Annotated in this window: 13 protein-coding genes; 5 read left to right on the top strand and 8 right to left on the bottom strand. The window is 68.4% G+C overall.

What is annotated here, in order from left to right; genetic code table 11:
• Window positions 1–57: 57 nt before the first annotated feature.
• The 5 genes from U1839_RS24410 to U1839_RS24390 form a co-directional block, all read right to left on the bottom strand.
• Window positions 58–465, bottom strand: coding sequence for a glycine zipper 2TM domain-containing protein (locus U1839_RS24410; protein ID WP_332806167.1), 408 nt, complete (start codon window positions 463–465; stop codon window positions 58–60).
• A gap of 152 nt (window positions 466–617) precedes the next feature.
• Window positions 618–827: a cold-shock protein gene (locus tag U1839_RS24405; RefSeq protein WP_281129682.1), complete on the bottom strand. Its 210-nt coding sequence runs from the start codon at window positions 825–827 to the stop codon at window positions 618–620.
• 180 nt (window positions 828–1,007) lie between these two features.
• Window positions 1,008–1,736, bottom strand: coding sequence for a hypothetical protein (locus tag U1839_RS24400; RefSeq protein WP_332806166.1), 729 nt, complete (start codon window positions 1,734–1,736; stop codon window positions 1,008–1,010).
• Window positions 1,737–1,835: 99 nt separating this feature from the next.
• Window positions 1,836–2,900 carry an FUSC family protein gene (locus tag U1839_RS24395; protein ID WP_332806165.1) on the bottom strand — a complete coding sequence of 355 codons (1,065 nt, stop codon included), beginning with the start codon at window positions 2,898–2,900 and terminating at the stop codon, window positions 1,836–1,838.
• Window positions 2,901–2,906: 6 nt separating this feature from the next.
• Window positions 2,907–3,911, bottom strand: coding sequence for a lysozyme inhibitor LprI family protein (locus U1839_RS24390; RefSeq protein WP_332806164.1), 1,005 nt, complete (start codon window positions 3,909–3,911; stop codon window positions 2,907–2,909).
• 45 nt (window positions 3,912–3,956) lie between these two features.
• Here U1839_RS24390 and U1839_RS24385 point away from each other — a divergent pair, with 45 nt between their 5' ends.
• The 5 genes from U1839_RS24385 to U1839_RS24365 all read left to right on the top strand — a co-directional run bounded on the left by U1839_RS24385 (window position 3,957) and on the right by U1839_RS24365 (window position 8,085).
• Window positions 3,957–4,511, top strand: coding sequence for a hypothetical protein (locus tag U1839_RS24385; RefSeq protein WP_332806163.1), 555 nt, complete (start codon window positions 3,957–3,959; stop codon window positions 4,509–4,511).
• Window positions 4,508–5,584, top strand: coding sequence for a Ca2+-dependent phosphoinositide-specific phospholipase C (locus U1839_RS24380; RefSeq protein WP_332806162.1), 1,077 nt, complete (start codon window positions 4,508–4,510; stop codon window positions 5,582–5,584). Before U1839_RS24385 ends, U1839_RS24380 begins: the two co-directional genes overlap by 4 nt.
• A gap of 18 nt (window positions 5,585–5,602) precedes the next feature.
• Complete coding sequence (locus U1839_RS24375) at window positions 5,603–6,445, top strand: CE1 family esterase (protein WP_332806161.1); 843 nt, start codon at window positions 5,603–5,605, stop codon at window positions 6,443–6,445.
• Between the two features lie 102 nt (window positions 6,446–6,547).
• The gene (yghU, locus tag U1839_RS24370; RefSeq protein WP_332806160.1) at window positions 6,548–7,435 is read left to right on the top strand and encodes a glutathione-dependent disulfide-bond oxidoreductase; all 888 of its coding nucleotides are present in this window, start codon (window positions 6,548–6,550) and stop codon (window positions 7,433–7,435) included.
• 188 nt (window positions 7,436–7,623) lie between these two features.
• Window positions 7,624–8,085 (top strand): UrcA family protein, encoded by a 462-nt coding sequence (locus U1839_RS24365; RefSeq protein WP_332806159.1) that lies wholly within the window; start codon window positions 7,624–7,626, stop codon window positions 8,083–8,085.
• 44 nt (window positions 8,086–8,129) lie between these two features.
• On the opposite strand, the gene U1839_RS24360 is transcribed toward U1839_RS24365, so the two are convergent.
• The 3 genes from U1839_RS24360 to U1839_RS24350 all read right to left on the bottom strand — a co-directional run bounded on the left by U1839_RS24360 (window position 8,130) and on the right by U1839_RS24350 (window position 11,527).
• Complete coding sequence (locus U1839_RS24360) at window positions 8,130–9,050, bottom strand: CPBP family glutamic-type intramembrane protease (RefSeq protein WP_332806158.1); 921 nt, start codon at window positions 9,048–9,050, stop codon at window positions 8,130–8,132.
• A gap of 114 nt (window positions 9,051–9,164) precedes the next feature.
• A complete protein-coding gene (locus U1839_RS24355) occupies window positions 9,165–9,623 on the bottom strand; it encodes a PA2169 family four-helix-bundle protein (protein ID WP_332806157.1) in 459 nt (152 codons plus the stop codon).
• An 824-nt stretch (window positions 9,624–10,447) separates the two neighbouring features.
• Window positions 10,448–11,527 (bottom strand): aspartyl protease family protein, encoded by a 1,080-nt coding sequence (locus U1839_RS24350; RefSeq protein WP_332806156.1) that lies wholly within the window; start codon window positions 11,525–11,527, stop codon window positions 10,448–10,450.
• Between the last annotated feature and the right edge of the window lie 736 nt (window positions 11,528–12,263).

Raw genomic sequence — 12,263 nt, 5'->3', positions numbered from 1 at the left:
GAAATGAGCAGCAAGCGCCGGCCCCTTGATAGGGGCCGGCGCTTGCCATTTCACCGCTTAGCGGCAGCTCACATTGTTGCGATCGATCGAACGACCGGCAACCGCGCCGCCAGCGGCGCCGAGCAGCGCGCCAAGCGTTTCCGAACCGCCGGGAGCGATGATGCTGCCGAGGATGCCGCCAGCGATGCCGCCGACGATCAGGCCGGTTGTGCCGTCGTTGCGGCGGCAATAATAGCGGCCGTCCTGACCGACATAGACGCGGTCATTCTGGCTCAGCCGGCGGTTGCGATAGCGCGGGCCGTCGCGATAATATTTGTCGGCATAATAGCCGTTATAGCTCGGGTCGGGGCGGTTATAGTCATACTGGCCATAGCCGCCAGCATAGCCGGGGCGACCATTGTCATAGGTGTCGCAACCGGCGACGAGTGTTGCGGCGGCAAGCGCGCCGAGCATTGCGATACGCATATTCATGGCTCCCTGAACGTGACGGGAGTGTAATGCTTGAGTGAGGCAAAGGTTGCGTCGGAGAGTCGCATCCGATCGGATAACCGATCGGCGCCACGCGACAGGAAAGCGGTGGCGTCGCGCCCGCCGACCGGCGGGCGCGACATGTTCGATCAGCCGACCGACTGGAGATTGACGGCCGAAACCTTGCCGTTCTTGCCGGTCTCGAGCTCGTACTCGACCTTCTGGTCGCGATCGAGCGTATGCATGCCGGCGCGCTCGACGGCGGTGATGTGGACGAAGGCGTCGGTGCCGCCATCGTCAGGCGAGATAAAGCCATAGCCCTTGTCGGCGTTGAAGAATTTTACGGTGCCGATGGTCATTGGAGTAGTCCTTCCGTTCCGGGGCGGACCGACTGCCGGGCCGCCGCGAGGCCGAGAAGCAGGGAAAGAAGGAGCAGGGAGCCGCGAAGCGCCGAAGACCGTCGATGTGCGACTGAAGCTCCGTCTGCCTAGCCGAAAGCCGACGCCAAGGCGAGTCCGATGACCGCCCGGCGCCGCCGGTCAGACGCCGGGCAGGTGCGCGGCGATCGCCGCCCAGCCTTGATTGGGGATCAGCAACAGGCGCAGGATCAACGCGCCACCGAACAGCCCGGCGCCGAGCCGCGTCGCCCAGTGCAGCTTGCCGAGCGTACGGAAGTCCCACCAGAACAGCGGCGCGAAAGTCAGCCAGCTGAGCAGGCCGAGAAACGCGAAGCCGCCCAACATCGGTGGCACGATCGGCAGGAGACCGATCGCGGGGTCCATCATCAGCAGCGAGGCGCCGAGCATCAGGCGCTTGTGCGCCTGCGCATTGCGGCGGTGGTACCAGCCAAGCGCGACGAGCGCGACATAGACCGGGATCGGCGCCAGCGGCACGATCGTCCAGCCGAGCGGCGTGGCGAAGGGCGGCTGGTTGGCGCGCACGACCTGGCCGATAGCGGTCATGTACATCACCGGCACGAGCAACGCGGCGAAGATCATTCCCGCCACGCCGAGCCGCATATGCGTCGTGCGCTGCCCGGCGGCGACCAGCGCGGTCTGCGCCCAGAAGATGATCATCCATAGCGAGAACATCACGCCGTGGAACATGATCGCGGGTGGCAAGCTCGGATTGGGCCGCGGCGAATGGACGATGCCGCGCAGATAGAAACTCGGCGCAAAGCCGATCACGACGACAGCGATCATGAAGAGCGCCATCGACGAATAGAAGCGGCGCTCGGCGGCGAGCCGTGCCTGTATGTTGGTTGCCATAGTGGGCCCCCCTTTCCTCTTTAACCTCGATTCGCGGCGCCGTGTATTATATCATTAATACACTTGCAACCCGGCTCAAGTCTCGGCGCCACGACGGTGTCACCCGGTAGCAGCCTCGCGGGGCATCCAGCGGGCGAGCAACAGGTTTGCCGCCACCACGATCGCCGCTGCGATCAGCGTCGCGACCAGTCGATCGACGAGCAAGGCAGGCACGAGCGGCTTGCCGAGATCGAGCACGAGCAGGATGACCGGGGTCGCGAGCACCGCATAAGCGAGATAGTTGCGCGGCCGCGCCAGCGCTGCCCCGGTGGCGAGCACGCAGATCATCAGCGCCAGCCCGGCCGGCGCGACGATCGCCATGAGGATAGCCCAGGTCAGCGCGACGCCGGCCGCGGTGCCGGCGGCGCGCTGGATGGTCTTGACCGGCAGCGCCTCGCGCGGTCGCTGGGTGAGCAGCGCGACGGTCAGCACGATCCAGCCATAATGATGCGCCGGCCAAAGCTGGCGCAGCACGCTGGCGATGGCGAGGCCAAGCACGAGCCGGATCGGGAACTGCCAGCCGGCCAACGTCCGCATCGTGCGTCGCCAATGCGCGCCACGCTGCGCCGGCGTGACGATGCGTGTGGCCGCAACGGGTGACGTCGCCGGCCGGCGCCGGGCCAGCAGCAGCCGGATGGCGACGTTCCACAGCGCGCCGAGGCCGAAGACCAGCGCCACGGCACCGCGATGGTCGGTCGCGGCATCGATCAGGCTGACGCTGAGCACAAGATAGACGATGAAGCGGATCGCCGCGACGCCGATCGGTCGGCTGTACCCGCTGATGGCCGCCGCACCACCGGCGAGCGCGATCATCGCCGCGTCGGTCCAGGGCCTGCCGGCAATGAGCGTGGCGAGGACCACCGCCAATGTCGCCGGGATGATCGCGCTGGCCGGCGATGGCGTTTCACTCGCCGTGCCCGCCGGCGCGGGACCACCCGCGAGCAGCATCGCCCCAAGGCCGATGGTGAAGCCGAGATCCGGCCTGCCAAGTGCCAGCCCACCCAGCGCCGGCACCGCCATGCCGAGCGCGGCGATGGCGATGGCGCGCGCATCGAGCGGCTCGCCGCCGCCTTCCCAGCGCAGCGCCGCGACGAGATGCGGATGACGCAGCGTGCGGGCCAGCATCGCGACCTAATCGGCCAGCGGCTTGGGGTCGTACGTCGCGCGGTCGACGAGGATGCGCTGGCCGACGCGCTTCAACGTGGCATGGACCGTCCCGCCGGTCGGGCAGCAATTGCCGTCCGTGCCTTTCCACAGGGGACTGTCGACTGTCATGTGCGGCCAGTCTGGATAGATGCCCTTCCAGATCGCGCGGTCGCGCGGAACATGCGCTTCGAGCCCGCGCTGGATCCCCGTCATGTCGAGCTGGTGCCAGACCTGCCCGTCGGCGGCGAGGATCGCCTCGACCGAACCGTTGCCGGTGCCGTCGAGATGCCCCGCGAGATCGAGCAACTGCCCCGCCGGCGTCGTGATCAACGCGGGATCGTCGAACCAGGCATATTCCTCGTCATGCCACACGATCGGCCGCGCGCTGGCGCCCTCGACGGCATAGACCGTGACCCCCGAGCCGGTATGGGAGTCGCCATCCTGATAGCTGCGGCGTTGCCAGGCGAAGCGCGCGGCGGGGAAGCGGCCCGAGGCCTCGACGCGGCACGCGCCGCTGTCGGAACGCGGCGCGGTGCAGCGCGTGGCGATCGTCGCGAGCGGCACCGGGCGCGCCGCCGCAGTGTCGGCGGCAGCCTGCGTCGCCAGCTCGGTGGCACGAGCGACGAGCGCGGCATGGAGCTCAGCATTGGTCGCCGCCTTATCGCGGACCTCGCCGATCCAGCTACGCTGTTCCTCACGCACCGCGAAGGGCAGCGGCGCGGCGGCGAGCGCGCGGGCATAGCCGGCGGCCAGCACCTCGTCCTCGCGCGACAGCTGGGCATCGGCGCAGATGCGTTTCTCGATCGGGCTGGCCGCGCGCGCGCAATCGAAGCTCGCGGCGCTGGCGCCACCGGGAAGAGCCAGCGCGGCGAGCGCCACGGCAAGGGCACCGATCCGGTAATCGACCTTCATACCCTGACCCTTACCCCCCACCGATTGCGGCAGGTTCAGGATAGTGCGCCGGTCGGTAACGAGTCCATGCCGCGCCACGACGTTTCGCTTGCCAGCGGGCGCGGCCCGCGCCAGCGTGGCGCGATGGATGCAGGTCAGTTCGTCGAGCGGGTGCGGGATCAGTATCTCGTGCAGTTCCGCAGCTTTATCGAGTCGATGCGCGACGATGGCGCGCCCGGCGCCGGCGAGGTCGTGCTGCCGCTGAGCGAGGCGAGTGGCGTGTTTGGCCGGCGTTACCGCATCGACTATGTCCGTCAGGGCGAACGGCCCGAGATCAAGGAGTTCTACCCCGGCCGCTTCGTCGCGTTCGAGCCCTTCACGATCGAATTCGGCGGCGCCAAGGCGACCTTCGAACAGCTCTTCTGGAACGACGTCGCGATCCGCCACGACCTGCTGATGCCGCCCGAGGCCGCGCTGGAGGCATGGTTCGAGCGCTGGTTCGACCCCGAGGAGGAACGCCGCGCCCCCGATCCGGCCCCGGCCGAGGCGGTGCATTCGGTGATCGTGCGGCCCGGCATCATCACTATCGACTTCGGCACCGCCGAGGCCGAGGCGCTGTGGGCGCTTCTCGCGGTGCTCGAGAGTGCGGGCGCGACGGTCATCACGATCGCGGGGTCGGTGGCCGAGGTCGGGGCATGAGGCTGGCGGCTGGCCTTGCCCTGCTCGCGCTGGCCGCGCCGCTGGCAATGGCGAGCCCCAAACGGGCGCCACTCAGGTCGAACGACATCAGCGCGATCGGCACGCACAACAGCTACAAGCAGGCGATGCCCGCCGAGACGATGGTCAAGCTGCGCGCGATGAGCGTGCCGATCGCCGAATCGCTCGACTATGCGCACCGCCCGCTGACCGAGCAGCTCGACGCGGGCGCGCGGCAGCTCGAGATCGACGTCAACTACGATCCGGTTGGCGGGCACTATACAAGGGGGTCGACCGACCCGAAGCTGAAGCAGCCCGGCTTCAAGGTGCTGCACATCGCCGGGATCGACAATGCCAGCAGCTGCGTGCTGCTGTCCGAGTGCCTCGGCATCATCGCGCGCTGGTCCGCGCGCCACCCGCGCCATGTGCCGATCATGCTGCTGTTCAACGCCAAGGACGAGCAATATGCCGCGCGCGGCGGGATCGACGCGCTGCGCTTCGACGCCACGGCCTGGGATGCGCTCGATGCCGAGATTCGCGCGGCGATGCCGGCGGGCAGCATCATCACCCCCGACGAGGTGCAGGGCCGCTATCCGACGCTCCGCGACGCGGTGCGCGCCGATCACTGGCCAACGCTCGCCAAGGCGCGCGGGCGCTTCCTGTTCGTGCTCGACGAGACGCCGGACAAGGTCGCCGCCTATCGCGGGCAGCGCCGCTCGCTGGAGGGGCGGGTGTTCTTCATCAACACCGACGAGGACTCGCCCGCCGCCGCCTATCTGACGCTCAACGATCCGATCGCCGAGGGGCAGCGGATCGCGCGCGACGTCGCGGCGGGCTATCTGGTGCGCACCCGCGCCGATGCCGATACCCGCGAAGCACGGACCAACGACGCACGCCGCCGCGAAGCGGCGCTGTCGAGCGGCGCGCAATATGTCTCGACCGACTATCTGTGGCCCGACCCGCGCTTCGCCGGCGGTTACCATGTGACCTTGCCGGGTGGCGGCACGGCGCGCTGCAATCCGGTGCGCAAGCCGGCCGGGTGCCGCGACGCGGCGCTGGAGCCGCGCGCCCGATAAGCTTGTAAGGAGATGTCGATGACCCGCCTGCCCGCTCCGATCCTCGCCCTCGCCGCCGCATCGCTGGCGCTGTCCCCTGCGCTCGCCGCGCCGGCCGGCGACCTGACCGACAGCTATGGCGGGCGGGCAATGATCGTGCATGTGCCGACGTCGCTTCCCGCCTCGGGCAAGCGGGCGCTGGTGATCGTGCTGCATGGCGGGATGGGCAATGCCGACCGCATCGCCGGGCAGCAGGCCGAGAGCGGGCTCAACCTGGATGCGGTGGCGGACAAGGATGGCTTCGTGGTCGCCTATCTCAACGGCACGCCGGTGACGCGCTTCCTCGGCGCGAAGTTCCTCGGCTGGAACGCCGGCGGCGGGTGCTGCGGCCAGCCGGGGCAGAACGGCACCGACGACGTGGCCTATATCGGCCGTGCGGTGGGCTATCTGGCGGACAAGTACGGCGTCGATCGCAGCAGGGTGTTTGCCGTCGGCCATTCGAACGGCGCGATGATGGCGCAGCGGATGATCTGCGAGACGCGGGTGTTCGCGGGCGCCGTGGCGATCTCCGGGCCGCTTAACCTCGAAACGACGCATTGCCCTTCGGCCAAGGGGCTGAGCGTGCTGGCGATCCACGGCGCCGACGACGTCAATGTGCCGATCGCCGGGGGCAAGGGCAGCAAGGGGCTGGCGCGGGTGGCGTTCAAGTCCGAAGCGCAGGCGCAGGCGGTGATGACTGCCTCGGGCGCCCGCTATACGCTGCAGGTGGTGCCGGGCGCCGACCATTATCTCGACCATATCGGCGCGCGGATCCAGCAGACCGAGGGCGTGTCGATCGGCGAGAAGGCGGCGCGGGCGTTCGGAATCGACGCGAAGCGGTAGCGCCGCCGCTCGATCCGTCGCGTTCGTTGCGGTGGCGTATCGCAATCGGCGCGGCGGCTTCCTAACTGAGCGCCAGCACTTCCAACCCCGGAGCAAAAGCGCATGACCGACGCGACCGACTATACCCCGCCCAAGGTGTGGACCTGGAACAAGACGAATGGCGGCCGCTTCGCCGCGATCAACCGCCCTGTCGCCGGCGCGACGCATGACAAGGAGCTGCCGGTCGGCCAGCATCCCTTCCAGCTCTATTCGCTCGGCACGCCCAACGGGGTGAAGGTGACGATCATGTTCGAGGAACTGCTCGAGCTGGGTCACACCGGCGCCGAATATGACGCTTGGCTGATCAATATCGGCGAGGGCGACCAGTTCGGCAGCGGTTTCGTCGCGATCAACCCCAATTCGAAGATCCCGGCGCTGATGGACCGCAGCGGGCCCGAACCGCAGCGGCTGTTCGAATCCGGCGCGATGCTGCTCTACCTCGCCGAGAAATTCGGCGAATTCCTGCCGAGCGACCCTGCGACGCGCACCGAGGCGCTGTCCTGGCTGTTCTGGCAGATGGGCAGCGCGCCGTTCCTCGGCGGCGGCTTCGGCCATTTCTATGCCTATGCGCCGTTCAAGATCGAATATGCCATCGACCGCTTCGCGATGGAGGTGAAGCGCCAGCTCGACGTGCTCGACCGGCGGCTGGCCGACAATGCCTATCTCGCCGGCGACACCTACACGATCGCCGATATCGCGGTGTGGCCATGGTATGGCGCGCTGGTGAAGGGCCTGGCCTATGACGCCGGCGAGTTCCTGCAGGTGCAGGAGTATAAGAATGTGCTGCGCTGGGCCGAGGCGATCGCGGCGCGGCCGGCGGTGCAGCGCGGGCGGATGGTCAATCGCGTGATGGGCGAGCCATCGAGCCAGCTGCGCGAGCGGCACGACGCGGGCGACTTCGCGACGAAGACGCAGGACAAGGTGGAAGCGGCGGCAGCGCCCGCGGCGTGAGGTAGCGCTCTTGGAAGGGCAGTGGCTCGATCGCTGATGTTGCGACCGGCACACCCTGCCCTCCCCTCCCCTGACCCCTCCCGGCGGGAGGGGGGAAGAAGGGAACGTCCTGGCCCCAGCGGGGTTGATGGCGCTGCGGGGGTTCGATGGCGCCCCGCCAGGCGGCGCCTGAACCAGGAGTAGCTGTCATGAGCACATCACGATTATCGCCGATGGTCCGCGCGTTTCTGGCGGGCGTCACGCTGGCCGGCGCGGCCGCCGCATTGCCGGCGCAGGCGCAGGACTATCGCAACGACCCGAGTTACTATGCCGACACGCCGGAGGATATCGTGGTCGAGGGCCGCTGGGGCCGGACGCGCGAGGATCTCGACGCGCTGTCGCAGCGGGTGAGCTATGCCGATCTCGACCTGCGCTATGCCGGCGACCGGCGCGAACTGCGCCACCGCATCGACCTGACGGCGCGCTATTTGTGCGACCGGCTCGGCGAGAACGACAACAGCGCGTCGCTGGTGCCGTCATGCCGCGAGGCGGCGGTGCGCGATGCGCTGCGCCGCGTCGGCACGGTCGAGGCCAATTGGGCGCCGCGCGGCAGCGGCTGGGTCCGACCGGCCCGCTGGCAGGCGCCCAATCGCGACGGGTGGAACAACTGAACCTTCGCTGGGCTGACCGAGAGCCGGCGGCGGCGCCGGTCGGTTCAGAGCCAGGTGTGGATCATCGCCGCGACATTGGGCAGCGCGTCGATCGCGCCATGGACGAGCGCGACGAGCAACAGGCTGCGCGTGCGTTCCCACAGCACGCCCATCATCACCGCGATCGGCGACAGCGTGGCAATGGTGAAGGCGGCGACCTGCAGCGGGTCGGTCGACCAGCCATCGACATCGGGGCCGCCGCGCCAATAGAGGCCGGGCCAGTGCGCCAGCGCGAAGACGAGCGCGGCGATGGCGATGGCGGCGACGGGCGAGCGCAGCCAGGCCGAGAGCCGCGACTGGAGCAGCGCGCGGAACAGGAACTCCTCGCACAACCCGGCCTCGACCGATATCCACAGCCATGACGCGACGAACCACCCCAATGCTGCGGGGAGCGAGAGGTGGAAGGCGGCGATCTGTCCGAGCGACGGGCTGACCAGCGCGAGCAGCCCGATCAGGATGCCGCACATCACGAGCAGCGCGACCCACCAGCGCGCCCCGCCGACGACGCCGCGCAGCAGCGGACGGACAAGGCCGCCGAGCGTGACGATCAGCGCAGCGGGCAGCACGATATGGATGAGCAGCTTGTAGCCGAGCACGACCAGTTCGTGCGCCGGCCCGGCGGGCAGCGCCGCCTTGACCGCGCCGAGCCCCCAGCCGACGAACGCGGTGGCGTAGAGCGCGACATAGCCGATCATGGCGAGCGCCTCGCGGCGCGGATGGGCGATGACGAGCGCCGGGACCGCGATGCGGCGGGTGAGCGCGAAGGCGACCGCCGACAGCGCGATGCCGAAGATGACGAGCGAGATGAGCGGGAAGACCCAGTCGGCGCCGCGTAGCGCGAGATAGGCGCTGGCGAGCCCCCAGACCGCGAGATAGCCAAGCAACGCGCGGCGACCGCTCGGTGTATTGAAATCGGCTGAGATCATGTCCGCGTTCCCCCCCGGCCAGGTACATAGACCGGGGGCAGCGGGGGGATCAATCGGCGGACGTGGGTGGGCAACCGGCGGCGCGGGGCCGTGCCCCGCGCCGCCGCGCGTCGCCTAGTTGGTGGCTTCGAGCGTGTGCTTGAGGTCGCGCATCTCGTCATGGCCGGCGCGGACCGAACCATAAGCGGTCTGGATCGCTGCCTTGGTCGCGGGGGACAGGTCGGTGTCCTTGAGCGCGTCCTCGAACTTGGCCTTGATGTGATCCTCGCCGCGCTCGACCTCGTTGACGATCGCCTTGTCGTCCTGGCCGGTGACGGCGGCCTTGAGGCCGAGAAAGGCGCGGTGCGCGCCGGCGAGGATCGTGCCGTCGTCCTCGGGATCGCCACCGAGCCGCGATACCTCGCCCTGTAGTGCGCTGACGACCTGGCGGCGCTCGGTCGCGCGCGCGGTGAACAGCTGGCCGAAGCGACTGTTCTGGACGTTCCTGGCGGCCTCGGCATAGCCTTCGACGCTGTCGAGCGTGGTGGCGATCAGGCCGTTGAGGGTGCGGATGTCATGGCTGGTCTCGGTCATCGGGTCGCTCCTTGCTGGGGTGAGCAACTGAAACGCCCGGGCGCCGGAATGGCGCCATGGCGCGGGCGCTATTTTGGGCTGATTGAGGTTAAGGGTGCACGGGCTGCGATGGTTTGCGGTGCAGCCGCGTCGCAATCGCGCAACGCCCGCCGGAATCGTCCAACAGATCTTTGTCGTTTCCGCTGTTCCGGCGGCAATAGATTTTTCTTTGGCGCGAAAATCCGCGCCGATTCTCGGGTTTTTCATCGTATCATCAAAGTCTTGGCTGAAGGCGTCGCGCGTCCGGTATCAGCCGCGGAGCAGCCGCGGAGTAGCCGCGGAACAGCGGTGGAACAGCCCACGGAACAGGGTCGCGAACAGCGGATAACAGGCCCCGTAACAGCGGACCCGACATCCAACATCGACAACGAGAAACAGCGCGCAACGACCGCGCGGGCGCAAGCGTGGCAAGGTCGAGGATGCCCGGGATGGGACGCGCGGCGATGGCGGGTTGTCGTCAGGGGCCATTGCACGTGGCACAGGGCGGACTTGGTGCATTTGGCGAACCGGCGTCGCGACGCTCCCGGCGGACTTTCCGTGCCCGAACAACGCGCTGGGCGATTGCCAGCGACGGAGCCGGGCCACAATGAACCGTGAAGGGGAGCATGGGGGCATTATATGAAGAGGAACTGGCTCGGCCTGGCGGCCGTGGCGCTGGCTGCGAGCGCGCCGGCGACGGCGGCGGCGAGTCCGCGTCATTGAAGGGGGCCAGATGCCGATCCGCGAGACCCGATATTATTGTCGTGCCGCCATCATCGAAATCGACCCCCGGGGACCGAACCGCATCACCGTGCACAGGCGTTGGCGGCGGCGTCGGGCGACGACAAGCGCGACGCGGTGGCAAAGGTGCGCAGCGAGAAACCCGTCGTCTGGCACCGCTTGAGCTGGAAGCGCACCTTTCGCGCGCGGAAGTCGAGCGAGACGCGGCGGAAATTCTCCATCAGGTCCGTCCCGAGAAACAGCGCGGGACGATCGTTCAGCCCGAATGCGGCAAAGGGCGGCACATCGGCAAAGGCGATGACCACGTCGCGCAGCAGGATCGGCCCGATGCGCAGCTCGTCGAGCCGGGCCAGTTGCAGCGTCAACGGGTCGCCGGTGACGCCGATCCCCTCGACCGTCGCGAGGGTCGGGCCGCGCTTGCCGAACAGCTTGTGGCGCAAGGCGAGGTTGCCGATGGTGATTTCGGAACCGGTGTCGATGACGGCGTCGACCGCCCGGCCGTTCGCGCTGGCCTGGGTGAGGATGAGCTGGCCGCGCCGCCGTCGCGCGACGACGACGATGTCGCCATAGGAGGGGGGCGCGGGCCGGCGGGCGTCCTCGATCGTGATGAGGTGCTTGTCGAAATCCATCATCAGCCGTTGTTCGACCAGCGCGTCGATGCCGATCATGCCCTGCCCGCCGAGATCGTCCTCGCGCAGCACGGGCAGTTGCAGGTCGCTGATCGTGCTGTCACCGACCCGCAGCGCGGCGACGGCGACGCGACCGACCAGCGCGCTCGCCGTCATGCCGTGCAGCCGGGCGGGCTCGGTCGCCGCCAGCCCCAGCGCGCGCGCGATATTGGTGCCGACCACCGAGGTGTCGGCGCCGCTGTCGACCACGAAGCGATAGGGGCCGTGCCCCTCGATCGTGACCGCCACCGTCATGCGGCTCTCGACCTTGCGCGCGGCAATGTCCGCGCCGCCGACCGTGAGGGCGTTGTCGATCACGGCCGGGGGCAAGGGTGGCAGGGTGGGCGTGGGGTTGGCGGGCCGGTTCGGCGTGGGCGGTGGGCTTTGTGCGACGCCGGGCGGCGCGTTGCCGAGCCCCGCGCAGGCCAGTGCCAAGGCGATGAGCAGGCTGGTGCGCGCTCTGAAAGAGGCCGTCATGGCCCTAATATACGCCGATGCGGGGCGGGATGCTATCGGGATTGGTGGGTTGGGATCGTGGCGTGCGGCCGAGATTGCATGACGGGTCGTGCCAGGGACGCAAGTGCGCGCTCACCGGGCTTCCGGAAGGCATCTGCTTTTCCAACGATGAGAAAGAACGGGCCGACACGGTCGGCGGTGTGGATGCTGTCTCTAGCGGAACGGCGCGCGGTTTGAATCACGTTGTCGTTGGGTGCAATGAGCGGCGGGGCCGGCCGGCAAGTCCTCGCGCCGATTTTTACTTGGCGGGCCACAGTAATCGATCCCTTTTGACGACCGACGGGGGGGCGGCTCGATCGGCGATGTTGGAGCGGTTTTTCTTTGGCGGGCAGCTATCGCGATAGACGAACGGCCAAACACCAACATTTTTCGTCGGACGAAACGACGTGGCTTCATTGGCGCGCAACTTGGCACATTATGGGGGAGCGTGGTGATGTTCAGCGGCCGATCTGTGGCGGGCGAGCGCGTGGGGGTGGTGGAATCCAACATGCCGTCTCCTCGGCGCCGGGGGCTCGGCGCGGGTGGCGATAGGCTAGCCGTTCGGGCGGGCGGTTGAATCATCGCGGCGGCGGGTGGCGAGCTTAGAGCCCGAGCGGAAAGTGGTTGAGCGATATCAGTAGGTTGTGATTCACCGTCGTTGTCGAGACGATAGGAGAAGCAGATGGCCTGGACTGATACCGCCCGCCGGCAACATAGG

The organism is Parasphingomonas halimpatiens (assembly GCF_036663795.1).
Classification (GTDB): domain Bacteria; phylum Pseudomonadota; class Alphaproteobacteria; order Sphingomonadales; family Sphingomonadaceae; genus Sphingomonas.
This window is presented reverse-complemented; position numbering and strand designations above follow the sequence as displayed.